This is a genomic window from Promicromonospora vindobonensis, assembly GCF_042685865.1.
Taxonomy (GTDB): domain Bacteria; phylum Actinomycetota; class Actinomycetes; order Actinomycetales; family Cellulomonadaceae; genus Promicromonospora; species Promicromonospora vindobonensis.
In genome coordinates this window covers 2,312,481-2,338,296 of sequence record NZ_JBHUOG010000001.1, presented here as the reverse complement: position 1 = coordinate 2,338,296, position 25,816 = coordinate 2,312,481, and the positions used below count along the sequence as shown (strand labels likewise).

Below are 25,816 nucleotides of genomic sequence, written 5' to 3'. Positions count from 1 at the left end.
CATGTGGCCATGGGCAGTGGGAGGCGGTCTGGTCGCGGGCCTCGGCCTGTTCCTGGTGGTGCGGGAGCTGCTGCCGTCGACGCCGCGCCTCCAGTCCGCGCTGGACCGCCTGAGCGGCGACGACAGGGTCGAGCCCATCACGGTGTCCGAGGGCGGTGAGCTCACCGCCACGCAGCGGTACACCCAGGTGTTCGGGGCGTGGGCGCAGCGCAGGCTGCCCATCTCGGTGCTGGGTCGTGGCGGCCCCACCCACGCGGATCTCGACCTGATCGGCAAGACCGCGACCGACCACTACGGCGAGAAGGCCCTCGGGACCGTGATCGCGCTGGTCGCGGTGCCGTTCCTCGGGCTGTGCGTGGGGCTCCTGAACCTCGGCATGCCGGTGTCGGTGCCGCTGGGGGCGGCGCTCGTGTTCGCGCTCGGGGCCTGGTTCCTGCCCGACCTCGACGCCCGGAGCAAGGCGAAGCGCGCCCGGCAGGAGTTCGCCAGGGCGGTGTCGACGTACCTCGAGCTGCTCGCGATCGAGCGCATCTCCGGCGCCGGCGCCACGCAGGCCACGTTCGCAGCGGCGCAGGTCGCCGGGTCGTGGCCGTTCCGGCGGATCGCCGCGGCGCTCGAACGGAGCCGCTGGGAGGGTCAGGCGCCGTGGGTGGCGCTGCGCGAGCTCGGCGAGGAGGTCCAGGTGGACGCGCTCGGCGAGGTCGCCTCCATCGTGGAGCTCGCAGGCACGCAGGGCTCGGCGATCCACGACCAGCTGCAGTCCAAGGCGGCGGCGATGCGGGACGCGCAGCTGGACGTCGAACAACAGCTTGCCCACGATGCGACGGTCCGCATGACTGTGCCGGGAACGATGACCGTTTTCGTGTACTTTTTGATGCTCATTTTTCCGATCGGGGTCACAATGTTTCAGACTGCCCCCTGAACCTGGTCGTCCCCCGTGGCGCCGTCGTGTCACACGAGCCGGTTCTTACCCATTTGTTGAAGTCGACAGCACCCCAGGAGTCAACATGAACCAGCACCTGAGCCAGGGCCGGTCGGCGACGTCGCGCGTCGCCGCACGGGCGTCGATGCGCGCGGCCGCGGCGCGTGGTCGCGTCGACGCCCTGAACACCCGCTTCGCCGAGCGTTCGGCCGAGCTCCGCCGTCGGCTGGCCGCGAGCCGCTCGGGCGAGCCCGACGAGGCCGGCCTCGAGTCCATCGAGGTGGTCGTGCTGTCCGTCGTGGGCCTCGGCATCGCCATCGCGCTCGGTGCCGCGATCAAGGGTCTGGTCGACCGCTACATGGCACAGCTCGGTGGCGGTGGATAGAGCATGGACGAACGCGGTGCCGCCTCTCTTCAGACCGTACTGACATACCCGATCGTTCTGATGCTCATCTTCGCGATGGTGCAAGGCATGCTCTACTTCCACGCGCAGAACACGGCTCAGTCCGTGGCCAACGGGGCCGTCCAGGCCGCGCGCGTCGAGGGCGGCACCGTCGACTCGGGATATGCCGAAGCGGCAGCGCGCCTCGACCGCGGGGGCGACGCCTTCGCGACGGTCGACGTGGCGGTGACACGTGGGGAAGAGATGGCTACCGCGACCGTGACGGGGCTGGCGCCCTCGATCGTGCCGGGATTCCGGGGGCTGCGGGTCGAGCAGTCGGCCACCGGGCCGGTGGAGCGGTTCACCTCGGGGACCGGGCAATGAGCAGCGGCCATCGAAAGCCGATCCCGCTGCCGGAACCGGCACCGGCCAGGCAGCAGGGGCACGCCCGGTCCGAGGGCGGCAACGTCGCCATCAACACCGCCGTGGTCTTTCCGATGCTGCTGCTCATCGGGCTGCTGCTCGTGATGGCGGGCCGGCTGGTCCTGGCGGAGGGCGTCGTGCAGTCGGCGGCGAACGAGGCCGCGCGGGCGGCGTCGATCAGCCGGACGGCCGACGTGGCCGGCGCGCAGGCGACGTCGACGGCCACCTCGACCCTCGAGAACTCCGGGGTGCGGTGCGCGTCGACGTCGGTCGTGCCGGCGACCGACGCCTTCGGGTTGCCGCTCGGGACGGTCGGGACCATCACCGTGCAGGTGGAGTGTGTGGTGCCGCTGCGCGATCTCGGCCTGCCGGGCGCGCCCGGCTCGCGAACCATCAGCGCTACCGGGACGTCGGTCCTGGACGCGTACCGGGGACGGTCATGACCAGGGGGGTTGGGCGGATGTGGGTGCGGCGCGTGCGGACGGCGGGATCGCCGTCGGGTTCTCGGACGATGCGGGAACGGGGCGAGGTCAACATCCTCGCGGCGGGCATGGTGCCTGCGCTCATCATCGCGATCGGCCTGGTGGTCGACGGCGGCGGGCGGCTGCACGCAGAGGACGAGGCCGAGTACGCCGCTGACCAGGCGGCGCGGGCTGCCGCGCAACAGATCCGGATCGATCGCGCCCAGCTGGGCCTGCCGCCAGAGGTGGACCCAGCGCGCGCGACCCAGGCTGCCGCCGACACCCTCGGCGCGCTCGGGGTGCAGGGCGGCGTGACCGCAGTCAACGGTGCCACCGTCAACGTGGGTACCCAGGTCACCTACGAGACCACGTTCCTGACGTTGATCGGAATCAGCTCGCTCAGCGTCTCGGCCGACGCCGAGGCGCGAGCGGTCCGCGGGATAGGACAGGAGGAATCCTGATGAGCACCTCGACAGTCCAGGGCCGTGCGGTGTCGGGCGGGCCCGGCGAACCGCAGCGAGGCACGGGCGCACGTGTGGTGAGAGGCCTGGGTGCGGCGCTGCTGCTGATCGCGCTGGTCGTCGGGATCCCGGTCGGCCTGTGGCTGCTCGGCGGGCCGGTGTGGACGGGCCCGGTGAGCCTCGACCGGATCATCTCCATCCTGACCACGCCGGACGTGACGGGCTCGGCGCTGATCGGGCTGGTCAAGATCGTCGGCTGGATCGCGTGGCTCACGTTCGCGATCGCCGTCGTGATCGAGGTCGTCGCAGCGCTGCGCGGCCGTCGTTCGCCGCACGTGCGTGGGCTCGGGGCGCAGCAGCGCGCCGCGTCTGTGCTGGTCGGCGCGGTGATCACGATGCTCGTCGCTGCACCGTCAGTGGCCCCGGCGATGGCCGCGACCACACCGCTCGAGACGGGTGCCACCGGAACCGTCGTGTCCGCGCCGGTCCTGCCGGGCGCCGGTACGCCGGCCGGTGCCGCCGAAAAAGCGGGGGAGCGCACCACGGCGGACGAGGCTCCGTCGGCCACGTACACCGTGCAGCCGGGCGACTCGCTGTGGCGGATCGCCGAGCAGACCCTTGGCGACGGAGCCCGGTTCAAGCAGATCGCCGACCTCAACTACGGCGTGCCGCAGGCCGACGGCAGCGCGCTCGACGCCGGGAACTGGATCGAGCCGGGCTGGATCCTTCTGCTGCCTGCCGAAGCGTCTGGCACGGCGGTGGATGCCGGGGTGTCGCCGACGTCGACCGGCCGGGCCGACGACGGTGAGGACGACCCCGTTGGGATCGCTCCGTCGAAGAGTGCGGCCGGCGCTGGGTCCGATGCGGGCGGTGCAGGTTCGAGCGGTTCGGACTCGGAGGGCTCGGGTTCGGACGACCCGGGAGGTTCGGAGGGCACGGTCGACGTGCGCAACCGTGGTGCTGCCCCGAACGCCGCCGAGGTCCTCGTCGAGTCCGGGGACACCCTGTGGGGCATCGCAGAGGACGAGCTCGGCGACGGGGCCAAGTACCCCGAGGTCTTCGAGGCGTCGCGGGACACGGAGCAGCCGGGCGGGGCGCGGCTCACCGATCCCGACCTGATCCTTCCGGGCTGGACGGTGACGGTCCCTGGTGCAGCGGAGTCGACGTCGGGCGCAAGAACCGATGGTGGGCGCGCCGATGACGCCGCGCAGCGTTCGCAGGGTGGGGACAAGTCTGCGGACACGTCTGCTGAGGAGGGGGCCTCCGATGAGGCGGCGTCCGACGAGGCGACGGGTGGGGCGGCCGACGAGTCGGCGGCATCCCCGGAGTCGAAGCAGGAGGGTTCCGGCGACGAGAAGCCTGACTCCGCTGAGTCAGCGAGCGGGGCCGCCGGACTGTCCGGCGAGTCGGATCGGTCCGAGCAGGGCGACGAGCCGGAGCAGGCCGCGCCGTCCACCGAGGTCACGCCGGAGGGCGCCGTCGAGGTCGAGCCGGAAGACATCAAGGAACCGGGCGGCGCGGGGAACGACGTCGTGGAGCAGGACACGCCGTCCGCCGACCGGCCCAGCGCCGAGCAGCCTGCGGCGGAGGCCCCGGCCGCCCCGCAGCCGAACCGCGTTGGCCAGAAGGCAGGACCCAAGGAGCCCGCCGCCGACCAGGACGGCGCAGGACAGGGTGCTGGGCAGGACCGCTCTGGGCAGGACGGTTCCGACAAGCCAGATCCCGCCGACGCCGGGACCGGCACCGCCGGAATCGGCGGGCCAGGGACCAAGGAGCCGGCCCCCGAGAAGACCGCGGAGGGGAACCTCGTTCCCGAGGCTCCGCCAGCCCCACGGGACACGCCAACGCCGCAGTACGACGAGGTCACCCCTGAGGACCTCCGGAACGATCCCAACCTGGAGCCGGACGAGTCGGCTCCGCAGGGGCGCGCGCCGGGCGACTCGATTCCCGGGGAAGGCCTGATCGCCGACGAGCTCCTGCCGCAGGACGGGCCGGACGAGCCCACCGGGGACGAGACGTCGTCCGGCAGCGGCACGACCTGGGGCAGCGATCCGACGCCGGACCGTGAGGCACCCGCTGAGAACCGTGCGGAGGGCCTGACCGAGAAGCAAGCTCCGGCCGCACCGGCGCCGGTCGGCGGCTCGGTGACCGAAGAAGTGCTGCCCGGCGAGCTCGCCGGCGACGATCCGGTCGCTGAGGACAGCGGTTCCGAGGTCGCCGTGGAGACGTTCGCGCCGACGGAAGCCGCGGCTTCCGTCGAGGCCGCGGCGCCCGCGAAGGCTGCGGCACCAAAGGAGGCACTCGCGCCCGTCGACGTGGCGGGTGTCACCACGGCGGGACCCACGGACACGGCGAACGCCGGGGCAGCCGCCCCGGCCGCCACGGCAGCCGGCGGCGGTGCATCGCTGCTGGACACGGCGACCGACGTCGTCTCGGAGGTCGTCGACGACGTCGACGAAGCGGTGGGGATCCGCACGGCGGCCGGCGTCGGCGGGCTGCTCGCGGCAGGGCTGATCGCACTCGTCGCCGTGAAGCGGCGGCAGGTGCGCAAGGGTCGTGAGCCCGGCCAGACCGTCGTCGTGCCAGGACCTGAGACTCCGGCAGGTGCGCTCGAGCGCGACCTGCGCACCGTCGAGGACCCCTTCGGACGCGAGCAGGTCGACCGCGCGCTGCGCAGCCTCGCCCAGTGGCACCGCGAACGGGGCCTCCCGTTGCCGGGCGTGCGGGTCGCGCGGCTCAAGAGCGGCGAGTTCGTCGAGCTCTACCTCGAGCACGCTGCCGACCTCCCAGCCCCCTGGGCCAGCACCACCGACCGGTTCGTCTGGCAGCTCGCGGCAGGGGACGTCGACGCAGCGGTCCGGGCCGGATCAGCGGTCGGCTCGGCGGACGATCCCGTCGAGACCCCTCTCGAGGCCGACGGCGAGGCGCCCTACCCGGCTCTCGTCACCGTCGGCCACGACGACGAGGACACGCACCTCATGCTCGACCTCGAGAACCTGGCGTGCCTCGACATCCGGGGCACCGACGCCGCCGCACAGGCGACGCTCGCGGCGCTCGCGATCGAGCTGGCGACAAGCCTCTGGGCCGACGACCTGCAGGTAACCGTGGTCGGCACGCTCGGTGAGCTGCCGGGCGTCGTCGACACCGGCCGGGTGCGGCACGTCTCCAGCCTGGCGGGGATCATCCGTGAGCTGGAGGCCCGCGCGGCCGACGTCGACCGCACGCTCGCCCAGGTGGGTGCCGCCTCCGTCGCCGACGCGCGCGGTCGTGGCCTGGCGACGGATGCCTGGACGCCCGAGATCCTGCTCGTGGGAGAGCGGCTCGGCCTGGTCGAGCGCGCCAAGCTCGAGGGCCTGGTCGAACGGGTGCCGGGCGTGGGGATCGCGGCAGTGACCTCCAGCGCGGAGGTCGGCGAGTGGGTGCTCGACCTCACCGGCGAGCTCACGAACGGCGACACCACCCGCGGCATCCTCATGCCCGCCTACATAGCGGTGCGCCCGCAGCAGCTCGACGCCGCCACCTACGCACAAGCCTTGGCCTTGTTGGCCGACCCCGAGACCGCACCCGGCCCCAGCTGGAGCCGTTCGATCGACCGCACCGAACCGACGCTGGAGGAGATCCCCATGGACGTAGTCCGCGCCGGTGCCGCGGATTCGGACGTCGTGGTCGGTGAGGGATCGGGGCCGGCACCGGCGCCCGGTTACGGCACAGCGGTCGCGGGCGGGGCCCCGACGACGTCGGGCGGGCGACCCGAGAGCTTCGCGCCGTGGGCGACCGCCGCGGTGAGCGTGGCGACGCCGCCGCTGGGCACGCCGGTGGTGCCTGTCCCGCGGGCCGAGCCCGTCGAGGCGGAGTCGTTGGTCGAGCCGGTCAAGACCGGTTCGCCGGCCGAGCCCGACGAGACGGTGAAGCCGGTCGTGCGCGTGCTCGGGAGTGTGGAGCTCGCCGGTACGACGGGCGTGGAGCTGCCGTCGACGCACCAACGGCAGGCGACCGAGCTCATCGCGTTCCTTGCGTTCAACCCTGGTTCGCGCGGGTCGGACATCTCGAAGGCGCTGTGGCCGTCCCGCGAACCGAATCTCGCCACCCGGCGGTCCGCGGTCTCGCGGGCGCGCCGCTGGCTGGGCACGGACCCAGGAGGCCACGAGTACCTGCCGCGCTACTGGTCTGCGGACGACGGCGGCCAGGCCGACCTCGAGTCCGCCGGGTACCGACTGCGTGGCGTGAGGACGGACTGGCACACGTTCTGCGACCTGGTCGGTTCGGACCTCACACAGACGCCGACACCGGACCTGCTGGCCGCGCTCGACCTGGTGCGGGGTCGGCCGTTCGAGGGCGTGCCGCTGCGCAAGTACGTGTGGGCCGAGCAGCTGATGCACACGATCTCGTCGGGCGTGGTGGACGTGTCCCACGAGGTGGCGCGCCGCGCCCTGCTCGCCGGAGACGTGGCGATGGCTCGGCATGCGTCGCAGGTGGGGCGGCTTGCCGACCCGGTGGACGAGCGCTCGTGGCGCAACGGGATCCGCGCGGAGATCGCGTCCGGGCGGCGCGACGCGGTGGGCCGGCTGGTGGATCGCCTGCGCGACCACCTGGAGCAGCTCGCCATGGAGCCCGAGCCTGACACCGAGGAGCTGCTGGCTCAGGTCGACGAGCAGGACCGGCGTCGCGGGGCGGACGCCGGCCGGACGCCGCGGGGCTGATCCACAGGGTTTTCCACAGGGCCCACTTTCCGGATCGGGTAGGCCCGGCTAGCGTCATTCTCGGCTGTTGCGGATACGCAACGGCGTGGCGTGAGCGGCAAGGGGACGCGGATGGGTAACGCGGCGATACGCATGGCGGGGTTGGTCGTGGCGGCAGGCCTGGCCTTGTCTGCTTGTACCGGGTCGACGCCGGAGGCGGATGCGGACGCGTCCCCGAGCGGTGAACGGGCGTCGGCGTCACCGTCCGCGAGCCCGTCCTCGTCTGGTCCGGTCAAGCCGGAGCGGCCGGACGCGATGAAGCGGAAGGACGCGAAGGGTGCGGCTGCGGCGGCGGAGTACTTCATCGAGCTGTACCCGTATGTGATGGCGACGGGGGACACCGAGGAGTTCGAGGCGATGTCGCACCGGGCGTGCGACTACTGCAGGGGAACGCTCGAGAATGCGGCCTGGCTCCAAAAGACCCGTGGAAGCTTTGAGGGTGGGCTCACAGACGCGGTGCTTGCGAAGACCTACCAGCGAGACGAATTAACCGGAGTCACTCCCTTCGACTTCATGACATCTCAAGCTGAGATATGGATTCGAGATGAGAAGCGGAACCAGATCGACCACGTCTCCACGACCGAATTCGAGGCCCGTGTTGAGGTGGGACGTCACGACGGAGCGTGGGTAATTGTCGAGGTAGCTCCGGACCCTGGCAGCGACCAATGACCACATTCATACGGCTAGGGCCGGTACCTCCGGTCGTCGCAATGGTGCTCATGCAACTGGTACTTGCTGCGACGCCTGCTACTGCTGCATCTGTGGATCCTCCGCATGAGTGGGGTGTGGCCGGACAGGCCCTGGAATCGTCGGTCACCATCGAGGCGCAACTCCCCGGCACTGGGTCATCTGCTCCAGCAGTGGATTCATCGGCAAACGGTGGTTCAGATGCCTCCCCACCACCAGTGCGCCAATGGCGGGTCACTCCCGCAATGTGTTTGCTGAGCAACCTCAACGGCGCTACAGGGTTCGCCGAGTCCTGTGACGAGGGCTACCAGCTCGCCTACGCCGGGATCGAGTGCGAGGAGAACGAGCAGGCGGTCGGGGCTTTGTTCGAGCAGCGTCGGGGCTCGGACGGGTGGTCGGACGCAGCCATGGTCGAGGAGGAGTCCTGCCTGGCCGAACAGCGACAGCAGATCGATATCCCGGCGGCCGCCGCGCGTGCGTTCCAGGAGATGGAGATCGCGCCGTCGGAGGTGAACGTGCAGCCGCCGGACGGCTGGACTCTGGTCAATGTCGACACCATCGCGTTCACGGACACTGCACCGCGCACAATGAATACAAACTTGTTCGGCATACCCGTACAGATTAGAGCCCTCCCGAGCAGTTACTCGTGGGACTTCGGCGACGGATCAGCACCCTTGGTCACCACCGACCCCGGTGCGCCCTACCCGGCGCACACCATCGCCCACGCCTACGTGAAGCAGGGTGCGGCGACGATCTCGCTCACCACGACATGGCGCGGCCAGTTCCGGTTGGCCGGTGAGCCGGCCTGGTACGACGTGGCGGGAGAGGGAACCACGGTGTCGTCGTCCGGCAGCCTGGAGATCCTCGAAGCGAGGGCGCGGCTGGTCGAAGACCTGTACGGCGGCTGACCCTATCGAGACGCCGGGGGCTGGCCGCCGCTGGTGTCGAGGCAACGGTCGATCAGGGCAGTGAGTTCGAGCGAGAGCGGGAGCTCTGACTGCTCGGCGGGTGGGACGCCGTCGTAGAGCGTGATGGCGACTGGTCCAGGCTGCTGGTCTGCTGCGGCGTCGGTGCAGAGCAGAACGCCGACCGTGGGTGCCTGAACCTCAGGAACGCGTACCAGGTCATTTACAAGGTCGAGGGTGTAGCGGGTGCGGGCGACAAGGGCGGGATCGAAACGGCCGGCCTGGACCTGGATGGCGACGTAGCGCATCTGGGTGACGTGGAAGAGCAACAGGTCGATGGTGTAGTCGCGGTCGCCTTCGGCGAGGCTTAGATGCCGGTCGACCAGGCACATATGGCGAGTCGGTACGGCGAGCAGATCCTCAAGGTGGTCCACCACGACGCCGGTGAACGAGCGCCGGATCGAGTCGACGAGCTCGCCGACGACGTCCTCGAATCCCTCTGGTCGGAAGTCTTCGGTGCGCTGGAAGAAGCTCATGATTCGATCCTCGCGATCTCGTCCTCGGTCAGTTCCTCCACGCCGGGCCAGAGCACTACGGCGTCTGGAAACGCCTTCTCCAGGGTGCGCTGGGTGGCTCGAACGCGAGCCATCAGGTCTGCAATGAACTCGCCGTAGCCCTCGGGCGCAGGCTCGGTCTCAGGTGTGGTGGAAGCGCTCATGGAAGCAAGCCTGTAGAGGGATCGCAGCATTCGCGACCCGAGTTGCGTATACGCAACGAAGCCGCATAAGAGATCGCGCGACGAGGCCAATCCATGGTCCGCTCGTGGACCTTCGTTGTCCTGTCTTGGTTAGATGTTGTGAATTATCACAGAGACACCTTGCTGGGGAGACGGATGTAGCGCACCCTTGCTTACGGCCGTGTTCACTGAGTTCTGCCCGAAGTTGAGGGAGTCGCCGGATGGTCTCGTCCGCCATCACGCCCACCCGCACCATCGTCGTCCTCATCGGAGTCGCAGTCATTGCGTTAGCCGGGTTCGCGGTCGTGCGCTCGGGAGCGTTCGAGCCGGAGACGGTCCAAGGCGCGATGCCCGGGCCGGGCTCGTCGTCGCCTTCGGTTTCGGCGTCCCCCTCTGAGAGCCCTACGGCTTTGCCGTCCCCGACTCCGACGGCTTCACCCGAGCCGACCACGCCGGCGCAGATCAAGGCGAAGAACGTTGCTGATGCGAAGGCGCGGCTCGTTGAGTACTACGAGACGACAGCAGTCGTCGCGAACGGTGGATACCGGGACTGGGATACCACTTTGGATCAGTTCTATGGGAACCCGCGGATTTGGTCATCGATCAGCGGGGTATACGCCGGTCTTGAGGAAGAGGGCCAATACACCACAGGTGCAGCGATGGTTGATGGGCTTGAGGTTACTGGGTACGTGCCGGACGACGCCGGGTTTGAATCGGTAAATCTGCGAGCATGTGTCGACTTTACGCGGGTGAGCAACTTCTCATCCGATGGAACTGCTCTTGCGCGAGATGAAGGGGCCCCCACCCGCTATAAATTCGACTACCTGATGCGCCACCAAGGCCCAGGAAGTGTCTGGACGGTAAATGAGCAGGTTCCACATCCAGAGCAGGCATGCTGATGCGAACGGCACGGGCGATGCTTGCGATCATTGGGGCTTTAGCTCTCTCCACGGTGCTCTTTGGACCAGTTGCGGCCGCCGACGAAAACTGTGATCCGATAGTCAATCCCGACGGAACCTTCACGCTCCCATGCGAAGAAGAGGGCGGAGGCGGAGGCGGCGGGGGTGGTGGAGATGGCGGCGGCACCCCGGAAACTCCTCGCGAATGCCGCCACGGTGCTCAAACAATTCCATGCAGCAGCGAATTTGGGGCTTGGGACGGGCGGTGCTATGTGCGTACTGCGAGCCCTCAGCCTGAGCCGGGTAGCGGTGCTTGGGAGGGTCACGAAGACGGCTACATTCTCGAGTGCACGCCATACGCTTGTACACAGTCGGGAGGCGATTTAACCAATTGCCCCGGGCATTCCTTTTATTGGTCTCCGAATGCTCCTGCGCCTCCGGGCCCCTCCGCTGAGGAACTGGCTCGTCGCGCCGTCGCCTCGATGCAGTTGTCCACAGGTCGGGTCGGCTCTACCCCGCCAGCGTCTAGCAGCAGTCCAAATGCAGTTGGGGCGATAGGTCTACCGATCTGGCTGTGGATCGCTGACCGTGCGGAGAACACCGTCGGTCCGATCACCCGCTCGGCCAGTAGTGGTTCTCTGACTGTCAGCGCCACGGGCACGCTCGACCGCGTCGAGTGGACGCTTACAGCCGCAAATGGAACCACAATCGGCGCCATTGTATGCGAGGGAGCCAACGCGGCAGGCACGCCCTACGACGGCCGCAACAGTGCTGAGCCGTCGCCCACCTGTGGATTCGGGGCAGACCTGAATAGCAGCCCGGGCAACCTGACTCTGACAGGCACGGCGTACTGGTCCGTCGAATGGCAGGGCGGTGACCAGTCCGGCCAGATTGACGTTCCGACGCCGGGCAATAGCACTCAGATTCGCATTGGCGAGCTCCAGATGCTCGTACAGTGACGCCCTCCACTGCGACGGGGCGGATGCACCCAAGCAGCGCAAGTTCACCCGATCAACAACGCCGAACCCCCTGAGCAATTTGTCTCGCCGCCGATAAAGTCCTCCTGGTGCCGCACCCGCGACCTCTGCGCGCGGCGATAGTGGAGGGCAACTCATGGGTTCTCACGAGGCTGGCGCGTGCCAGCTCTTCGGGCGAGGCATCACAGGATGGACGGCATTCCTGGCAGCAACGACGCTCCTGGCTGCCGGCATGATCCCGGTCAGCGAGGCAGCGGCCCGTCAAGTGGAAGCCGGCCTGATTCAGACAACGACGGGGCCGCCCACCGAGGTGGCGTCCACGTCCCTCGCCACTGCTGCCGAACTACCCGGCGCAGCGCAGGCCGTGGCCCTCACCGCCTCGACGGTCTTCGTGCAGACAGCCGGGGACAGCGGATCACAGGTCTGGTGGCGCGAGCGTTCCGGTGGAGAGTGGTCCTCGAGCTGGGGCGGGACCGAGCTGGCGGGCGAGCTGGTCGCAGCGGAGAGCGACGTCGTGCACCTGCGGCAGGGCGAGAATGAAATTCTCGCCTGGACCCGAGATGGCGGCGGAAGTCGCGCGGTGCCGACCGGGACGAGCCTCGGGCGCGGCGCCCAGTACATCGGATACTTCAACGCGCGCCTTCAAGTCGCCGTACAGCCGGTGGCGTCCGCCCAAGACTTGCCACTTCCCGCCCAGGGCGTAGGGACCGGTGAAGGCGGAATCGTCGTCGTCGGAGACGATGTCGTGGCCATGAGCGGCTCGGGCATTCGGGTCTTCGACATCCCGACGGCCCGTCCTATCGCCAACCAGACCGCCTGCCCCCAGGAGATCTGGCGCGATGCGGCTCTTTCCGGGGCCGGCTCGCGACTGGTGCTCGCATCCTGCGGGCCGGACGGAGACATCGGGGCCGTCGACATCGGGGGCGTCTACACGAGGTTCGTGCCTGCGGGCTCGCTGGAGCGCGGGTTCCTGACGGGAGAAGCCTTTGCACTCGGCAGGTCGGCGACGTCCGGCGACCTGACCGTAGTGCCCGCGCTGAGCGGCAGCCCTGCTGGGGGCAGCGGGACGCTCGGCCCCACGACGTCGTTCGACCTGGATGACAGGGCGACCGCCGTTGCATTCGTCGACGCTGTCGGTGATGTTCGCACGGCGGACCTGAGCCCATGGTCGTCGGAGCTTGCTACCGAGATCGTCGATACGACGGCGCCCTCGGCAACTGCGAACGTCTCCGGGATGTGGAGCTCGGACGAGTCGGTGCTCGCGAGTCGCAGCTACTCGGCATCCATGTTGGCGACGGATGCGGGAAACTACCCGTACAAAGCTTCTGGCGTGGCGAGTGGCGAGCTCCGGTTCCGGCAGAAACTAGCCGGGCAAAGCACGTTCGGCAACTACGTCATTGCGGCTTCGTCGACAACGGGCACCCATCCCGCAGGGTCGACGAGCTGCTGGTCGGCTCGGGCGGTGGACAGAGCGGGCAACCAGGGCGCCTGGGGTTCCGAGCAGTGCGTGGCGATCGACGGTGCCCGACCGACCGTGACCACGACAGCGCTGCCCGCACGAGTCAAGGCCACGGAGACCGCGACGCCCGTGACGTTCAAGTACTCGGCGCGGGACAACGGCAAGGTCGCCACGTACGACGTCCGCTACCACAAGGACAAGGGCGGCACGCAGATCGGCTCGTGGGTCTATCCGCGATCGGGTACGGGGATCACCGCGCGTTCATTCACCGTGGGCACCGGGAAGTCGTACCGGGTGTGCTTCTCGATGCGCGCTCGGGATGCGGCGGGCAACGTCTCCGGCTGGACCTCGTCGCGCTGCACCTACGTGGATGGAATGGCACCGAAGGTTACTAAGGCGACCATGTCAACGCGGTGGCTCGCTCCGATCACCGCAGATGAGATCAGGTGGAAGCCCAGATTCAGCTTTGGCGCGTCGGACGACCAGGGTGTGGCGGCCTACCAATTTGAGGAGCGGTATGCCGGGGGCCGAACCCGATTGCCGTCTGTGCCTAGCCGGTACCTCTGGGACGAGGTCCCCGGGACGAGCGCGCGAATTGGTCTGGACCCAGGCGACCAGTTGTGCAGGCGTGTTCGCGCCAAGGATCAGGTCGGCAACATAGGTTCTTGGTCTTCATGGAAATGTGTCAATGCGCCATTCATGACCGGCGATCGATACATGACGGCCGCCGACACCGGCAACTTCGGGGCGACCGTCACGAGCCGATTCGGTGCGTCGACGAAGGGCATCGTCGCTGTCCGCTCGGTGCGGGTCAAGGTGCAGACCGGACCCGGCTACGGTGCCATGAAGGTGTACGCCGGTTCGGAGTACCTGGGAACCGTCAACGCGTATGCCTCGAAGAGCGGCACCGCGGTGAAGACCCTGACGACGTCGTCAGGCAAGGTCAAGGCTGCCAAGGTGCGGTTCGTTGCGAAGAGCACCAAGAGCGTGAAGGTCAGGGCGATCTATTTTGTGCGGTGAACCGTGGTTCACGCGTGAACTCCGAATCGCTCGTACCGCCAGGCGAGGAGCTCTGGGCTCGGATGGTCAGCTCGACGATTCGGAAGCTGGAGGTGACGGCCATGCATTTCCTGCAGTCCGTGCTTGAGCATCGGCCCATCAACCTCCTCGAGCAGTTTGTGGGCAATGCGGACCTCGAAGTCAGGCGTCACACCGAGCATGTTCTGGTCGTAAGCCGCGTGATGGATCTTGCAGAGTGCGAGGCCGTTGTTCACCGTCGGAACGCCGCGCTCGTCTGAGTCCGGAATGATGTGTGCTGCGTCGAGCAAGGAGCCATGTTTGAGCTCGCATACGGCGCAGCGGACCTCGTATGCGACAAGGACACGTGTGCGGAACGCCGGCTGATGCAACCGCTGCTTCGCCAGACGGCGCGCGTAGTCGCGTTGCGGCTCCGGCATGTGCGTAATATCCGGAATGAAATTGAACGACTCATCCAGAGCGATGATGAAGGTGCGTTCCTCGGGACGGTCGTCGACGACGTACACCGGGGACACCGGTGTGTAAATGTTTGGTACCTCCTTGCGGAACAAAATGAGAGGCGCACCGGTCGTCATCGCGTTACGTAGCTTCCGGTTGTCCCCGGACCACGGGTCGCCGTCTCGATAGGCATAGTGGAGCAGGCCGTCCTCCGACTCGGTGTCGTCGTATGGCCCGTTCGTTGCGCTCACGATCGATAAGGTCGACTCAAAGGATGCTGGATTACGAATCCCGCGGGAGTAGTCGATAATTGGAAGCTTTTGATCGTTGATCCAAAAATCGAGAAGCTCGAGACGTCTGAGGAAGCCTCCGTTGGCTTCGGCGCGCTCCTGCACCCACGCGATGATCTGGGTACGCAGAGCGTGTTCTACCGCGGATTCCATGAGGACACTTCAGCAGACGGACCTGGACAGGGATACCCCGGAGCGGGGTGAGTTGTGTGCCGTGCTGACCCGGTGACCAGGAAGGTCACGCCATCCGCAGGCAAGATGGACCCATGGCGACCACGAGCAGCACCGTCCGCGGCATCGGCCAGGTAGCCCTGGGCGCCGTCCTTCTTGCCGCAGGTATCGGCCACCTCACCAAGGCCCGCGAGGAGTTCCAGGCCCAGGTCCCCATCTGGGTTCCTCTCGATCCCGACAAGGTTGTGGTCGGATCGGGGGTTGTCGAGATCGGGCTTGGCGCCGCTCTGGTCGCCACGTGGAAGCAGCCGGCCCGACGACGGCTCGGTGCGCTCGTCGCAGCGTTCTTCGTCGCGGTCTTTCCCGGGAACATCGCACAGCTTGTGGAGCACCGGGACGCGTTCGGCTTGGACACGGACCGCAAGCGCGCGCTGCGACTCCTGGGCCAGCCCATTCTTGTCGCGTGGGCGTGGGCCACGACGCGTCGGTAGAGGTCGCGACCAGCGCGACCGGCGAAGGGCTCCCAAGGTAAGGCGGACAACGTCGACCAGACGAACCGTCTTGGGTAGATGGTCGTCGTCCACCATCCTTCTCCCATGCCGTTCTTCCGCTGGCTCCTCCGCGCCGTCCGCATCCTTGCGGGGATCCTCGCCATCCCCTTCGGAATTCTCGCGATCTTCTGCCTGGCTTGCGCGGTGATCGGCGTCGTCATGGTGTTTGCGCGCGATGATTCCTGGTCGGCCGCAGGCACCTTCGCAGTCTTCGGTGGTGTCTCGGCGCTTGTCACCTGGGGTCTGCTCGCAGCGACCACTCCAGGCGCGCGGGACAAGATCGGCAGCCTGCTCGACGTCCTGGAGCTGCTTCACGCCATCGGCAGGGTTGGCGGCGCGATCTTCCGCGGTATCGGTGGGCTGTTCCGTGTGTTCGATTGAAGCCTGGCGTGGTCACCGACCGCCGGACGTCGTCACGCCCCGTCGAGCAGTCCCAGGCTGGCAGCGAATTCCACCAGCTCGAACGTCGAGTCGGTCAGCTGCGTCGCGCCGGCTGCTCGCGCGTCCTCTGCGAACGGCCCGACGTTCCCGTAGAGCACGAACGGCGTAGCCGGGTTGCTCGCACGGACCTTTGCCAGCAGGCGGAGCCCGGCGTCGGGCACCTCGACGCCTGACTCGTAACGGCCCATATCCGAGATGATCAGGCCGTATGCCCCGCCGTCGAGGAGCCTCAACGCCTCGCTCGTCGAGCGTGCGATCTCGATGTGGACCCCCTCGCGCCGCCAGGACTCCGCAAGCATCGCGTTGTTCTCGGGGTGATCGTCGACCCAGAGGATCGAATGCGCCGTCGGCCGGCCCGTGTACTGACGCCCGTCGGGGCCCGCCCCGCCCCAAGGTGTCGACTCGGGCACCCGCTCACCCTCAAGTTCGGCATCCTCCGGCACCGCCTCGTCCGGCGTCGGGAAGGGGCCCGTCGAGCCGTTGTTGACCCCACCCTCGGAGTACTCGTAAGGCGGCACGTCGATAGCCCGCTCGCGAAGACTCGCACCCCCGACCACCTCGACGTTTGTCAGGCGAGCCTTCAGCGACGCCACCTCACGCTGCAGGTCGGTGATCATGTCCGACTGCTGGTCCGTCGCCTGCTTGAAGTTGAGGCGCTGACCGCCGATCTCGAGCGTCACGTCGTCGGAGTTTCTCAGCTTCGACAGGAGCTGCCGCCCGAACACCAGCAGCACGACGATGACGAGCAGGGGCCACAAGAGGCTGGCGATTGCACTGATCAGGTCGGCCACGGGGGTAAACGTACCGGTCAGAGGATGATGGGGTGGAGCAGCACCGGACAAGGCCGAACAACGGGAGGGTCCACCAGTGACCGAGCCGCTCAACCGAGTGCGCGAGATCTGCCTCGCGCTACCCGAGGTGACCGAGACGCTGAGCCACGGCTCGCCCACGTGGTTCGTGAAGAAGACCTTCGTGAACTTCTCCGATCACGCGCACGGCGGCCCGCTCGCGATCTGGTGCGCGGCCGCACCCGGCGCCCAGGAAGAAGCGATCGAGAAGGAGCCGGACCGCTTCTACCGCCCGCCGTACGTCGGGGTGCGCGGTTGGCTGGGCGTGCGGCTCGACGTCGACGTCGACTGGGACGAGATCGCCGCCATCATCGAGGAGGCGTATCGCCAGGTCGCCCCTAAGCGGCTGGTGGCCGAGCTCGAGCAGCGGACCTCGACCAACGACTAACCCTCCAGCAGCCCCCGAATGTCTTCCGCCCCCAGCGCCCCGGCAAACGCTCCCGCGTCATCGCTCAGCACGGCGTCAAAGAGGCGTGCCTTGCGCTCCTTGAGCGCCATCACCTTGTCCTCGATGGTGTTCTCCGAGACCATCCGGAACACGTTCACGTTCCGCGTCTGGCCGATCCGGTGCGTCCGGTCGATCGCCTGAGCCTCCGTCGCCGGGTTCCACCACGGGTCGAGCAGGTAGACGTAGTCCGCCTCGGTCAGGTTCAGGCCGAACCCGCCGGCCTTGAGGCTGATCAGGAACACGGGCGCCGTGCCGTCCTTGAACCGGTTGATCACCTCGGCGCGCTTCCGGGTGGACCCGTCGAGGTACTCATAGGGAATGCCCAGCGAGGAGCACACCTCGGCCGCCTTCGTCAGGAACGACGTGAACTGGGAGAACACGAGCGCACGGTGTCCCTCCGCCGCGACCTCCGGGAGATGCTCAGCGAGCAGGCTCAACTTCGCGGACGGCACCCCGTCGTACTCCGGGTCCACCAGTGAGGCGTCCAGCGCCATGCGGCGCAGGGTCGTCAGGGCGCGGAAGACCGCCACCCGGTTCTCGTCGAAGCTCTCGAGCAGCCCCAGCAGGCGCGACCGTTCCCGCTGCAGGTGGGTGTCGTAGATCCGGCGGTGCCTCGCGTCCAGGGTCACCCGGAGCACCTGCTCCTGCCGCTCGGGCAGCTCGGGCGCCACCTGTTCCTTCGTGCGACGCAGCAGCAACGGCCGGATCCGACGGCGAAGCCGGGCCAGCAGCGGCGTCGAGTCGCCCTCACCCGATACCGGCTTGACGTAGTCCTCGCGGAACTTGGTCGGCGACCCGTACAGCCCCGGAGCCACGATCGCGAGCATCGCCCACAGCTCCATGAGGTTGTTCTCCATGGGCGTGCCCGTGATCGCCAGCTTGAACGGCGCCTTCAGGCGACGGGCCGACTCGTTGGCCCGCGTCTGGTGGTTCTTCGCGAACTGTGCCTCGTCCAGGATCAGGCCACCCCACTCGACGGCGGCGAACGCGTCGAAGTCCAGGCGGAAGATCGCGTAGGAGGTCACGACGATGTCGGCCCCCGCGGCCACTCCCTTGACGGTCGTCCGGGCCTTCGCGGCGGTGGTCGACAGCGCCGCGACGTTCAGGTCAGGCGTGAACTTGGCCGCCTCAGCGGCCCAGTTGCTCACCACGGATGCGGGAGCGACCACGAGGAACGGCCGGCGCTCGTCGTCGGGCAGCTCCTGCCTCGCCTGCGCGACGAAGGCGAGAGTCTGGACGGTCTTGCCGAGCCCCATGTCGTCGGCGAGGATGCCGCCCAGCCCGTGCCGCCACAGGAAGGTGAGCCACTCGAAGCCGTGCTGCTGGTACGGCCGCAGTTCGGCCTTCAGCCCCACGGGCGGCGGCACCGCCTCCGGCCCGTCGACGCCGTCGGCGGTCAGCGCGACCAGGTCGCTCACCGAGCGCCGCCACCTGTCGGACTGTTCGACGACGTCGGCGACCTGCTCCAGCTCCGCCCACAGGCCGGCGTTGAACCGGCTGATCCGCAGCTTGCCGGGCTGGTCCGAGAGCCGCTGAGCCTCGTCGATCAGGGCCCGTAGCTGCGCGAACACGGGCAGATCGGTGCGCAGCCAGGTGCCGTCGGTCAGCATGAACCGCTTCTTGCCCCGGGCGAGCGCGTCGAACAGCGGCCCGAACGGGATCTCCCGCCCGTTGACCGTGACCAGGACGCCCAGGTCGAACCAGTCCAGATCGGTGCTGTCGTCCGCGCGCATGCTGACCACCGGCGTGGCCTCGAGCCCCTGGTACTCGGGCAGCTTGTCGCTCTCGACGCGAACGTCTGGCAGCTCCCTGAGCACCGGCAGCACGGTGGTGGCGAAGTCCATCGCCTGGAGCCCGCGGAACACCTCGGGTGCCACCCGGAAATGGCCGAAGCCCGGCACGTCGCGAACGGCGGCGACGGCATTGCCGAGGGTCGTCGCCTCAGCCGCGAGGTCGCGCAGGTCCGCGCCCGCCTCCATGGCCGTGGTCAGCGGATACTCCTTGCCCGACGGCGGGTACGCCCACCGCCACGCCACACTGATCTCCGCTGGGGAGACCGCCTTGACCGTGGCCACGAGCTCCGGCCGGGGCAGCTCCGGCAGCTCGACGCCGGGGTCGGCGCGCACCTGCACCTCCCGGCGGAGCAGCGGCAGGTAGTCCGCAAGGAACTCGTCGACCGCGTCGGCAGGGATCGCGACGTCGGCCAGGTGGACCGCCGCGCGCTCCTGGTCGGTCAGCGGCGCCGCCGTCGGGCCCAGGGTGATGGTGCGACCAGAGGACGACTCCTCGATCGCGAACAGGCCATGGTGCCCGAGTGCCCCGACGGAGGTCGCCAGGCTGACGGCGCCGTCGAAGGCGACGGTCCGCTCGAGGCGCGCGCCGCCGTCGGGCAGGGAGAGGTCCAGGGCGATGGACGCCTCGCCGGCCAGGCGTAGCGACTCCCGCTTGGACTTGCCGACCAGCTCGATACCGAGGTCGGCGGCGTCGGCGAGATGGCGCCAGAACGGGCGGGGGAGCACGTCGTCCAGGCCGATCCAGTCGCCGGCGCTCACGTAGCCGTACCCGCGCGGGCTGGTGGCTCGCAACGCGTCCAGCGTGGTGAACCACTCCCGGACGCTCGGATCGATGCCGCGGAGGAATCCGTTGCGGATGTAGTTCCACGACGCGGTGCCGCCCACCCACGAGCCGCGCTCGTTGCGCTGGACCGGCCGGACCGACAGGGACAGCGTGCTGGCGGAGGGTGTGCCGTCGACCCGGAACTGCAGGGCCAGCACCGGTTGTGCATCGGCCGCCGCCGGGTGCGCGGGTGGCGGCGCGACCGGTGTCGCCGGCACGAGCTGCTGCACCGCCGCCTTCCACTCCGGGACCTGCGGTGCGCGCTTCAGCGACGACGCTGGACGGACCATCGAGGCCAGCCCGTCCGACCCGGACTCCAGGAGTGTCGCGGCCACGTGCTTGCAGGCGGACCGGACCGGGCAGGTGCAGTCCGTGCCGACGACGACGGGCGGACCCGGTGGGTTGGCCTTGAACTCGATGGAGCACGAGTAGGTACTGCGGCCGCTGCCGCGCACCCACGAGATCAGGAGGAGGTCGTCGGGCAGCCACTCCCACGAGATGACCCGGCCCTGCTGCTGGTAGTCCTCGCCGCGCTGGAAGGCGCCACTGCCCACCAGAAGCTTGATCTCCGCGGGGTGGGTTCGCGGGGCGGGAATGGACGGGGGCACCCCTCCATGGTTCCACGCCCGGACGACCGGTCCGCGGAGTTATCCACAGCGTGCCTTCAACCCCACGGTGTTGGTGGCCTCTGGGAGAGTATCCGCATGCATACCCTGTCCGACGCCGGGCGCCGGCCCGCCGCGCTCAGCGTCCTCGTTCTTGTGGTCGCCCTGTGGATGGGCGTTCCGCTACGCCTGCTCATCCCCGGCAACGAGCTCGACTTCGGCTTCACCGTGAACAACGCCATCTTCGTGATCGAGAACGCGGCGATGGCCGGGACCGTCGTGCTCGCGGTCGGATCCGCGGCGGTCCGGGGCAGACGCGTCGTGACCGGCGCGGTGGTGGTCATCGGCCTGCACCTGCTCCTCCAGCTCGGCACGGCTGCGGTGGAGCTCATGAACGGTGCCCGGCCCGAGCTGATCCTCGGCACCCTCGCCGGGATCCTCGTACTGATGGTGGCCCTGGCGGGTGTGCTGCTCGCCCGGCTCCTGCGCAATCCCACGACGGCGCGCCGTGCCGGCCTGATAGTCGCCCTGGTCGGAGCGACTATCCACACCCTGTGGACAAACGTGCTGCTACCGCTGGTCGCGATCCTGCCCTACGGTGGGCCGCCGCCCGGGATGATCTGGTCGCTGCTGCTGAACATGGTGCTGAGCCTGCTTGTCGTCGCGGCGGCGGCGCTGTGCGGCTGGGCCGCGCCCACCGCGCGGCGCATCGGTGCACTGCTGGCCGCCGTGGTCGGGGTGCTGGGGATCGCGTCGGCGAGCGGTGCGATCGGTGCCCTCGGCGGTGCGTACGGGGCGGTCCAGATCGTGCAGGGACTGGTCACGCTGGCGGCCGTTCCGTTAGCGGTGGTCGCGGGCCGACGGCTGGCGGCGGCCCGCCCGACCGATGCCGGGTCCAGCAGCCTTACCGCGCGGAGCTGACCCGGATCTCCTCGAGCGCGACGACCTCGAGAATCTGCTTCACGATGATCGGGCCGACCGATTCCCACGAGAGCATCTCGGCGATCACCATGTAGGACAGGTCGTCCCCGGTGAAGCAGCCGCCGCGGTGCAGAGCGTTGAGAAGCCTGTGCTTGGGCCAGCCGAGCTCGTCGAGGCGTTCGACCCGCCGCACTGCGGGAAAGAGCCGACCGACGGGCAGCGACTTGAGCCGCGTGACTGCGGCCTCGGCAAGGCGGGCGGTACCGACGTCGGTCTTGCTGTCGACCTGACCGACGTACCAGGCGTCGTCTTCGGCCATGACCTCGCGGAACCAGGGGAACACCTCACCCCAAGTGGGTGTCGGGGTGACGGCGGGTGCGTCGGACATGAGCGGATACCTCCAGTCCCTGTAGGTAAGTTGCCTCAATCCTTGCACCGTTCTACAGGCAAATCAGACATGATCGGCTCCAGGAGCCGTACCTCATCCACAAATTCACCCGCTCGGGGTTTGCCTCGCCAGCGCCGCGGTGCGTGTGGCCCGCACACCGAACAGAACTGCCGCCGCCAGGTACCCGACGGAGAGGGCGACGAAGAGGCCGGGGGACCATCCGGCGTCGGGCACGAGGAAGGCCGCGAGGGCGGCGGCGCCCACAAAAGCCGCGTTGTAGAGGACGTCGTAGAAGGCGAACGCGCGGCCGCGGTAGGCGTCCTCGGAGTCGCGCTGCACGATCGTGTCGACGGCGATCTTCGCGCCCTGCGCGGCGAGCCCCAGCAGTGCGGCGGCCGTGACCACGCTGACGAAACCGGGCTCGGGCACGAGGATCAGCTGTGACACACCGGCCACCAGCAGCATCACGGCGATCCAGGTCTGCGGGGCCATCCGCCGGGCCAGCACGGCGGTGAGCACGATCGCGAGCCCGCCACCCACGCCGGTCGCGCCGATCACCGTGGCGAAGGTAGCGAGACCGGCCGTGCGGTCGCCCGGTTCGACCAGGAGATTGCGCGACATCAGGATCGACGCGATGAACACCACCCCGTACAGGAAGCGGTGGAACGCCATCACCATCAGGGCCTGGCCGGGGGTTCGGCGCGCGGCCAGGTAGCGGGCTCCGTCGGCCAGGCCGCGGGCCACGACCACTACCTCGTTCCTGATCGATCCGACGGCGGGCCGCACCGGGCCCAGCAGCGTGCGCGACATCCGGAGTCCGAGCAGTGATGCGCACCCCATGACGACGCAGGCGCAGGCCAGGGCCGTCGCGTCCTGGATGCGGCCGGCCGGCAGCGCGAAGCCGAGCAGGAAGCTTAGCCCTCCGCCGAGGAACGCCGCGCCCGCGCCGAGCGTCGGCGTGAGCGCGTTCGCCGTGAGCAGCAGGTCGCCCTGGACCACGCGTGGGAGGCCGGCCGAGAGGCCCGCCAGCAGGAATCGGTTGACGCTGAGCGCGGCGAGCCCCAGCACGTAGATCGCCGGCGTGACCCCCTGCGTGAGCATGAGGACGGCCATGGTGCCGGTGATCAGCACGCGCACCGCGTTGCCGAACACCAGCACCTGACGCCGCTGCCAGCGGTCCAGGAACACCCCGGCGAACGGTCCGACGATGGTGAACGGCGCCAGCATGATCGCGAACGCGCCCGCGATCGCCGCCGCCGACCCTTGCGACTCCGGGCTGAAGAACAGGAGGTTGGCGAGTCCGACCTGGAACATGCCATCGCCGCCCTGGGACACCAGGCGCACCGCGAACAGCTTGCGGAACCCGGGTAGGCGCAGCAGCGCGCGTAGTTCGGCAACGACGGTCACTTGCTCACAGTAGTTGTCCCGCCCAGCGGGGCGACGGCCGACGACGGCACGGGTCGGGCACTGCGTGCATCGCCAGGGCGCGGCGGCCGGGCACCGCCGCATGGGGAGAGGTATCCATGGTCCGAGTCGCAGCCGATGGGTATCTTCGCTGTTCGGAGGTGGTTTCGATGACGGATCCGCGTGTCGGTGCAGCGAGTGCAGGAGCAGTTCTGTGAGGCCGTCTGATTGGTCTCCGGTCGGTCTGGATGCCGATCCCACGCCCGGTGATCCGGTGCTGGTCCTCTCGGGTGGGCAGGAGTATCTGGAGGTCGCTGAGTCGATCGACAGTGCCGCCTCCTCGATGTCCCGGTTGGACGTGGACGGGACCATCTCCCAGGCGGTGGACGCGTTGATGGCGACCAAGGAAGACACCATCGGCGAGGTTCGTAAGGCGCACGGCCGGTACGTCGCCGCCGGCGAAGCCCTGGTCGGGTACGCGTCCTCCCTGGAACGGGTGCAGTCCGAGACCCTGGCCGCCCTGGACAAGGCGCGCGATGCGCAGGATCAGGTGCAGGCCGCGTCGGGGTCCAAGGACCGGTGGCAGGACCTGGCCGACAGTGCGAAGGACGAGACCGAGAAGCGGGAGTACGAGCAGAAGGCCGAGCAGGCCGGCGGCGACGCGGACCAGGCCGCCGGGATCATCTCCTCGGCGAAGTCGACGGTCGAGTCCGCGGTCTCGGACCGGGACCGGGCGGCGGAGCATGCGATCGACCGGATCGAGGAGATCACCTCCTCCGACGACCTGAACGACGGGTGGTGGGACAACTGGGGTTCCAAGCTCGTCGCCGCGATCGCGGACATCGCCGACATGATCTCCACGATCGCCGGGATCCTCGCGATCATCGTCGCGTTCATCCCGGTGGTCGGTACCGCGCTGGCGGGGGTGCTGATCGTGATCGCCGCGGTCGCGGCGATCGTCAGCGCGGTCGCGAACATCACGCTGGCCGCGACGGGGGAACGGTCCTGGGCCGAAGCCGGGCTGGCGATCGCGGGCGCTGCGTTGTCGTTGATCGGGCTGGGTGCTGCGGCGAAGGCTGCGACCGGGCTGGCGAAGGGGATCAGCAAGACGGCGGTCAAGCAGGGCGTGCGGTCGGGCAAGAACTGCAAGCTGGGGTTCGGGGCCTGCTTCGTGGCCGGTACCCCGGTCCTGACGGCGGACGGCACCAAGCCGATCGAGGACATCACGGTCGGGGACAAGGTCTGGACCCGCAACCTCACCACCGGTCTGGACGAGCTGCAGCTGGTCGCCGAGACGTTCGTGCACCAGACCGTGGTCCTGCACCACCTGACCATCAACGGTGCAACGGTCTCGACGACCGCGGAGCACCCGTTCATGGTCCAGGACAAGGGCTGGCAGATGGCCGGCAACCTGCATCCCGGCGACGTGCTGATCACCCCGGACGGCACCACCGTCCTGGAGGCCGTCGAGGTCGAGCAACGCGACCTCGCGGACATCGAGAACGTCTACAACTTCCACGTCGAGAACAACCTCAACTACTACGTCCACGCCGGCACCACACCCGTCCTGGTCCACAACACCCACGGCGGGTCGGCCCCGAAGGTCTGGACTTCGACAGATGCGCATGTAGGTAAACTGGCCAACGATATCGATGCGGCATTCCCGGGACGTGTCAAGAAGGTCAACGACTATGTCGAGATGACCAGCGGGCCGAACAAGGGTTTGAAGAGGGAAGTCGATATCGAGCTGAACGACGGAATCGTCATTCAGGTGAAAAAGGATAACGCAAGAGGTCTTGGCGGGCAGATCGAGAAGACAAAGGACACTACAGGGCGGGACTGTATTGGATTCGCCCCGGATACGCCCAAGCCCGCAGCGATCGCAGATGCGGCCCGCAAGGGACACGAGATTTTCACGAACACGGCGGACCTTATCGCCCGAATTACACCATGATGAGGAGTTGATTTTCGATGAAGGGTGCTTTCATTGTTTCTGGTGAAGAGGATCTCTATGCCCAGATAGAGCGGGTTCTTGTCGCCCACGGCGGCACGTCCGGAGATAATGTTGCGCAGGTCAGCAGTGCCGACGGAACGCTTTTCACTGTTTATGGGGGCCTGGGCCCGGAGTTCGAATTCGATTTGAACGAGGAGCCCGAGGAGATCAAGGGTGACGTCAATGATCTTCCGGAATTCACCACGGCGACGTCGTGTTGGGCCGAGTGTCGTTCGACCGAGCAATTCGTTGAATGGGTTCGAACGGTCGCTGCGGCACGGTCGCAGGCAACGTGGGTGCTGGATGGAAACGGTGTCCTCTGGTCAAGTGCACAACTCGATCCTGCACATCTGACGCTATAGCTAGAAGCTCGGTTCCACCGTTCCAGATCGGAGTTGTATCCAAGTGACCGGGTGGGACGAAGCGGCAAGCCGTCTGGAGTCGATGTCGGGCCTCGAAGAGGCGATCCTCACGGATCTGACGACGCGGAACTTCGGGTACAGCGTGGACCTCCTGTTCGTCGTCCCCGTAGGTGCTGCCAGCGGGACCGGTCAGGAGCGACAGGCGCGGATAGAGCTCGACGGCGTGCACCGGCTGCTTCTTGAGGGCGGCC

Annotated in this window: 23 protein-coding genes; 16 read left to right on the top strand and 7 right to left on the bottom strand. The window is 68.3% G+C overall.

All coding sequences use genetic code 11. The features are described from left to right. The first annotated feature begins 1 nt into the window (after nucleotide 1). From ACFS27_RS10585 to ACFS27_RS10550, 8 genes are all read left to right on the top strand, one after another. Nucleotides 2-922, top strand: a complete 921-nt coding sequence (locus ACFS27_RS10585; protein ID WP_377182676.1) for a hypothetical protein — start codon at nucleotides 2-4, stop codon at nucleotides 920-922. 85 nt (nucleotides 923-1,007) lie between these two features. Continuing rightward, nucleotides 1,008-1,307 carry a hypothetical protein gene (locus ACFS27_RS10580; RefSeq protein WP_377182674.1) on the top strand — a complete coding sequence of 100 codons (300 nt, stop codon included), beginning with the start codon at nucleotides 1,008-1,010 and terminating at the stop codon, nucleotides 1,305-1,307. Between the two features lie 3 nt (nucleotides 1,308-1,310). Beyond that, on the top strand, nucleotides 1,311-1,688 hold the full coding sequence (locus ACFS27_RS10575) for a TadE/TadG family type IV pilus assembly protein (RefSeq protein WP_377182672.1): 378 nt from the start codon (nucleotides 1,311-1,313) through the stop codon (nucleotides 1,686-1,688). After that, entirely contained in the window at nucleotides 1,685-2,170 is a 486-nt protein-coding gene (locus ACFS27_RS10570) for a TadE/TadG family type IV pilus assembly protein (protein ID WP_377182670.1), read from the top strand. The genes ACFS27_RS10575 and ACFS27_RS10570 overlap by 4 nt, the downstream gene beginning before the upstream one ends. Further along, the gene (locus tag ACFS27_RS10565) at nucleotides 2,167-2,649 is read left to right on the top strand and encodes a pilus assembly protein TadG-related protein (protein WP_377182668.1); all 483 of its coding nucleotides are present in this window, start codon (nucleotides 2,167-2,169) and stop codon (nucleotides 2,647-2,649) included. The genes ACFS27_RS10570 and ACFS27_RS10565 overlap by 4 nt, the downstream gene beginning before the upstream one ends. Next, a complete protein-coding gene (locus ACFS27_RS10560) occupies nucleotides 2,649-7,349 on the top strand; it encodes a LysM peptidoglycan-binding domain-containing protein (protein ID WP_377182666.1) in 4,701 nt (1,566 codons plus the stop codon). The genes ACFS27_RS10565 and ACFS27_RS10560 overlap by 1 nt, the downstream gene beginning before the upstream one ends. A gap of 111 nt (nucleotides 7,350-7,460) precedes the next feature. Next, nucleotides 7,461-8,057: a DUF6318 family protein gene (locus ACFS27_RS10555; RefSeq protein ID WP_377183683.1), complete on the top strand. Its 597-nt coding sequence runs from the start codon at nucleotides 7,461-7,463 to the stop codon at nucleotides 8,055-8,057. A 263-nt stretch (nucleotides 8,058-8,320) separates the two neighbouring features. Then, on the top strand, nucleotides 8,321-8,983 hold the full coding sequence (locus ACFS27_RS10550) for a hypothetical protein (RefSeq protein WP_377182664.1): 663 nt from the start codon (nucleotides 8,321-8,323) through the stop codon (nucleotides 8,981-8,983). Between the two features lie 2 nt (nucleotides 8,984-8,985). Here the strand turns inward: ACFS27_RS10550 and ACFS27_RS10545 are convergent, their stop codons facing one another. Then, on the bottom strand, nucleotides 8,986-9,516 hold the full coding sequence (locus ACFS27_RS10545; protein ID WP_377182662.1) for a PDDEXK nuclease domain-containing protein: 531 nt from the start codon (nucleotides 9,514-9,516) through the stop codon (nucleotides 8,986-8,988). Further along, the gene (locus ACFS27_RS10540; RefSeq protein WP_377182660.1) at nucleotides 9,513-9,698 is read right to left on the bottom strand and encodes a hypothetical protein; all 186 of its coding nucleotides are present in this window, start codon (nucleotides 9,696-9,698) and stop codon (nucleotides 9,513-9,515) included. The genes ACFS27_RS10545 and ACFS27_RS10540 overlap by 4 nt, the downstream gene beginning before the upstream one ends. A gap of 239 nt (nucleotides 9,699-9,937) precedes the next feature. Here ACFS27_RS10540 and ACFS27_RS10535 point away from each other — a divergent pair, with 239 nt between their 5' ends. Next, the gene (locus ACFS27_RS10535; protein ID WP_377182658.1) at nucleotides 9,938-10,615 is read left to right on the top strand and encodes a hypothetical protein; all 678 of its coding nucleotides are present in this window, start codon (nucleotides 9,938-9,940) and stop codon (nucleotides 10,613-10,615) included. Between the two features lie 1,113 nt (nucleotides 10,616-11,728). After that, nucleotides 11,729-14,071, top strand: coding sequence for a hypothetical protein (locus ACFS27_RS10530; protein ID WP_377182656.1), 2,343 nt, complete (start codon nucleotides 11,729-11,731; stop codon nucleotides 14,069-14,071). Between the two features lie 8 nt (nucleotides 14,072-14,079). On the opposite strand, the gene ACFS27_RS10525 is transcribed toward ACFS27_RS10530, so the two are convergent. Beyond that, nucleotides 14,080-14,970 carry an HNH endonuclease gene (locus tag ACFS27_RS10525; protein ID WP_377182654.1) on the bottom strand — a complete coding sequence of 297 codons (891 nt, stop codon included), beginning with the start codon at nucleotides 14,968-14,970 and terminating at the stop codon, nucleotides 14,080-14,082. A gap of 113 nt (nucleotides 14,971-15,083) precedes the next feature. Here ACFS27_RS10525 and ACFS27_RS10520 point away from each other — a divergent pair, with 113 nt between their 5' ends. Both ACFS27_RS10520 and ACFS27_RS10515 read left to right on the top strand, forming a co-directional pair. Next, nucleotides 15,084-15,479 carry a DoxX family protein gene (locus ACFS27_RS10520; protein ID WP_377182652.1) on the top strand — a complete coding sequence of 132 codons (396 nt, stop codon included), beginning with the start codon at nucleotides 15,084-15,086 and terminating at the stop codon, nucleotides 15,477-15,479. Between the two features lie 105 nt (nucleotides 15,480-15,584). Further along, on the top strand, nucleotides 15,585-15,920 hold the full coding sequence (locus tag ACFS27_RS10515) for a hypothetical protein (RefSeq protein WP_377182650.1): 336 nt from the start codon (nucleotides 15,585-15,587) through the stop codon (nucleotides 15,918-15,920). 32 nt (nucleotides 15,921-15,952) lie between these two features. Here the strand turns inward: ACFS27_RS10515 and ACFS27_RS10510 are convergent, their stop codons facing one another. Then, complete coding sequence (locus ACFS27_RS10510) at nucleotides 15,953-16,771, bottom strand: hypothetical protein (RefSeq protein WP_377182648.1); 819 nt, start codon at nucleotides 16,769-16,771, stop codon at nucleotides 15,953-15,955. A 76-nt stretch (nucleotides 16,772-16,847) separates the two neighbouring features. On the opposite strand from ACFS27_RS10510, the gene ACFS27_RS10505 reads away from it, so the two are divergent. Next, the gene (locus ACFS27_RS10505) at nucleotides 16,848-17,216 is read left to right on the top strand and encodes an MmcQ/YjbR family DNA-binding protein (RefSeq protein WP_377182646.1); all 369 of its coding nucleotides are present in this window, start codon (nucleotides 16,848-16,850) and stop codon (nucleotides 17,214-17,216) included. Here ACFS27_RS10505 and ACFS27_RS10500 read toward each other — a convergent pair. Further along, on the bottom strand, nucleotides 17,213-20,500 hold the full coding sequence (locus ACFS27_RS10500; protein WP_377182644.1) for a DEAD/DEAH box helicase: 3,288 nt from the start codon (nucleotides 20,498-20,500) through the stop codon (nucleotides 17,213-17,215). The genes ACFS27_RS10505 and ACFS27_RS10500 overlap by 4 nt on opposite strands. 96 nt (nucleotides 20,501-20,596) lie before the next feature. Here ACFS27_RS10500 and ACFS27_RS10495 point away from each other — a divergent pair, with 96 nt between their 5' ends. After that, on the top strand, nucleotides 20,597-21,418 hold the full coding sequence (locus ACFS27_RS10495) for a hypothetical protein (RefSeq protein ID WP_377182642.1): 822 nt from the start codon (nucleotides 20,597-20,599) through the stop codon (nucleotides 21,416-21,418). Here the strand turns inward: ACFS27_RS10495 and ACFS27_RS10490 are convergent. After that, on the bottom strand, nucleotides 21,402-21,806 hold the full coding sequence (locus tag ACFS27_RS10490; RefSeq protein ID WP_377182641.1) for a hypothetical protein: 405 nt from the start codon (nucleotides 21,804-21,806) through the stop codon (nucleotides 21,402-21,404). The two genes, ACFS27_RS10495 and ACFS27_RS10490, sit on opposite strands and share 17 nt — an antisense overlap. 105 nt (nucleotides 21,807-21,911) lie before the next feature. Next, nucleotides 21,912-23,213: an MFS transporter gene (locus ACFS27_RS10485; protein ID WP_377182639.1), complete on the bottom strand. Its 1,302-nt coding sequence runs from the start codon at nucleotides 23,211-23,213 to the stop codon at nucleotides 21,912-21,914. Between the two features lie 211 nt (nucleotides 23,214-23,424). On the opposite strand from ACFS27_RS10485, the gene ACFS27_RS10480 reads away from it, so the two are divergent. Next, on the top strand, nucleotides 23,425-25,164 hold the full coding sequence (locus ACFS27_RS10480) for a polymorphic toxin-type HINT domain-containing protein (protein WP_377182638.1): 1,740 nt from the start codon (nucleotides 23,425-23,427) through the stop codon (nucleotides 25,162-25,164). Nucleotides 25,165-25,181: 17 nt separating this feature from the next. Further along, on the top strand, nucleotides 25,182-25,565 hold the full coding sequence (locus ACFS27_RS10475; RefSeq protein ID WP_377182636.1) for a hypothetical protein: 384 nt from the start codon (nucleotides 25,182-25,184) through the stop codon (nucleotides 25,563-25,565). Nucleotides 25,566-25,816: the final 251 nt, after the last annotated feature.

What these genes read in the sequence shown, in the direction of transcription:
- ACFS27_RS10580 (WP_377182674.1), top strand. Translation starts at nt 1,008, where the DNA reads ATGAACCAGCACCTGAGCCAGGGCCGGTCGGCGACGTCGCGCGTCGCC.
- ACFS27_RS10515 (WP_377182650.1), top strand. Translation starts at nt 15,585, where the DNA reads ATGCCGTTCTTCCGCTGGCTCCTCCGCGCCGTCCGCATCCTTGCGGGG.
- ACFS27_RS10585 (WP_377182676.1), top strand. Translation starts at nt 2, where the DNA reads ATGTGGCCATGGGCAGTGGGAGGCGGTCTGGTCGCGGGCCTCGGCCTG.
- ACFS27_RS10495 (WP_377182642.1), top strand. Translation starts at nt 20,597, where the DNA reads ATGCATACCCTGTCCGACGCCGGGCGCCGGCCCGCCGCGCTCAGCGTC.
- ACFS27_RS10555 (WP_377183683.1), top strand. Translation starts at nt 7,461, where the DNA reads ATGGGTAACGCGGCGATACGCATGGCGGGGTTGGTCGTGGCGGCAGGC.
- ACFS27_RS10570 (WP_377182670.1), top strand. Translation starts at nt 1,685, where the DNA reads ATGAGCAGCGGCCATCGAAAGCCGATCCCGCTGCCGGAACCGGCACCG.
- ACFS27_RS10490 (WP_377182641.1), bottom strand. Translation starts at nt 21,806, where the DNA reads ATGTCCGACGCACCCGCCGTCACCCCGACACCCACTTGGGGTGAGGTG.
- ACFS27_RS10535 (WP_377182658.1), top strand. Translation starts at nt 9,938, where the DNA reads ATGGTCTCGTCCGCCATCACGCCCACCCGCACCATCGTCGTCCTCATC.
- ACFS27_RS10540 (WP_377182660.1), bottom strand. Translation starts at nt 9,698, where the DNA reads ATGAGCGCTTCCACCACACCTGAGACCGAGCCTGCGCCCGAGGGCTAC.
- ACFS27_RS10525 (WP_377182654.1), bottom strand. Translation starts at nt 14,970, where the DNA reads ATGGAATCCGCGGTAGAACACGCTCTGCGTACCCAGATCATCGCGTGG.
- ACFS27_RS10475 (WP_377182636.1), top strand. Translation starts at nt 25,182, where the DNA reads ATGAAGGGTGCTTTCATTGTTTCTGGTGAAGAGGATCTCTATGCCCAG.
- ACFS27_RS10520 (WP_377182652.1), top strand. Translation starts at nt 15,084, where the DNA reads ATGGCGACCACGAGCAGCACCGTCCGCGGCATCGGCCAGGTAGCCCTG.
- ACFS27_RS10575 (WP_377182672.1), top strand. Translation starts at nt 1,311, where the DNA reads ATGGACGAACGCGGTGCCGCCTCTCTTCAGACCGTACTGACATACCCG.
- ACFS27_RS10545 (WP_377182662.1), bottom strand. Translation starts at nt 9,516, where the DNA reads ATGAGCTTCTTCCAGCGCACCGAAGACTTCCGACCAGAGGGATTCGAG.
- ACFS27_RS10530 (WP_377182656.1), top strand. Translation starts at nt 11,729, where the DNA reads ATGGGTTCTCACGAGGCTGGCGCGTGCCAGCTCTTCGGGCGAGGCATC.
- ACFS27_RS10565 (WP_377182668.1), top strand. Translation starts at nt 2,167, where the DNA reads ATGACCAGGGGGGTTGGGCGGATGTGGGTGCGGCGCGTGCGGACGGCG.
- ACFS27_RS10560 (WP_377182666.1), top strand. Translation starts at nt 2,649, where the DNA reads ATGAGCACCTCGACAGTCCAGGGCCGTGCGGTGTCGGGCGGGCCCGGC.
- ACFS27_RS10550 (WP_377182664.1), top strand. Translation starts at nt 8,321, where the DNA reads ATGTGTTTGCTGAGCAACCTCAACGGCGCTACAGGGTTCGCCGAGTCC.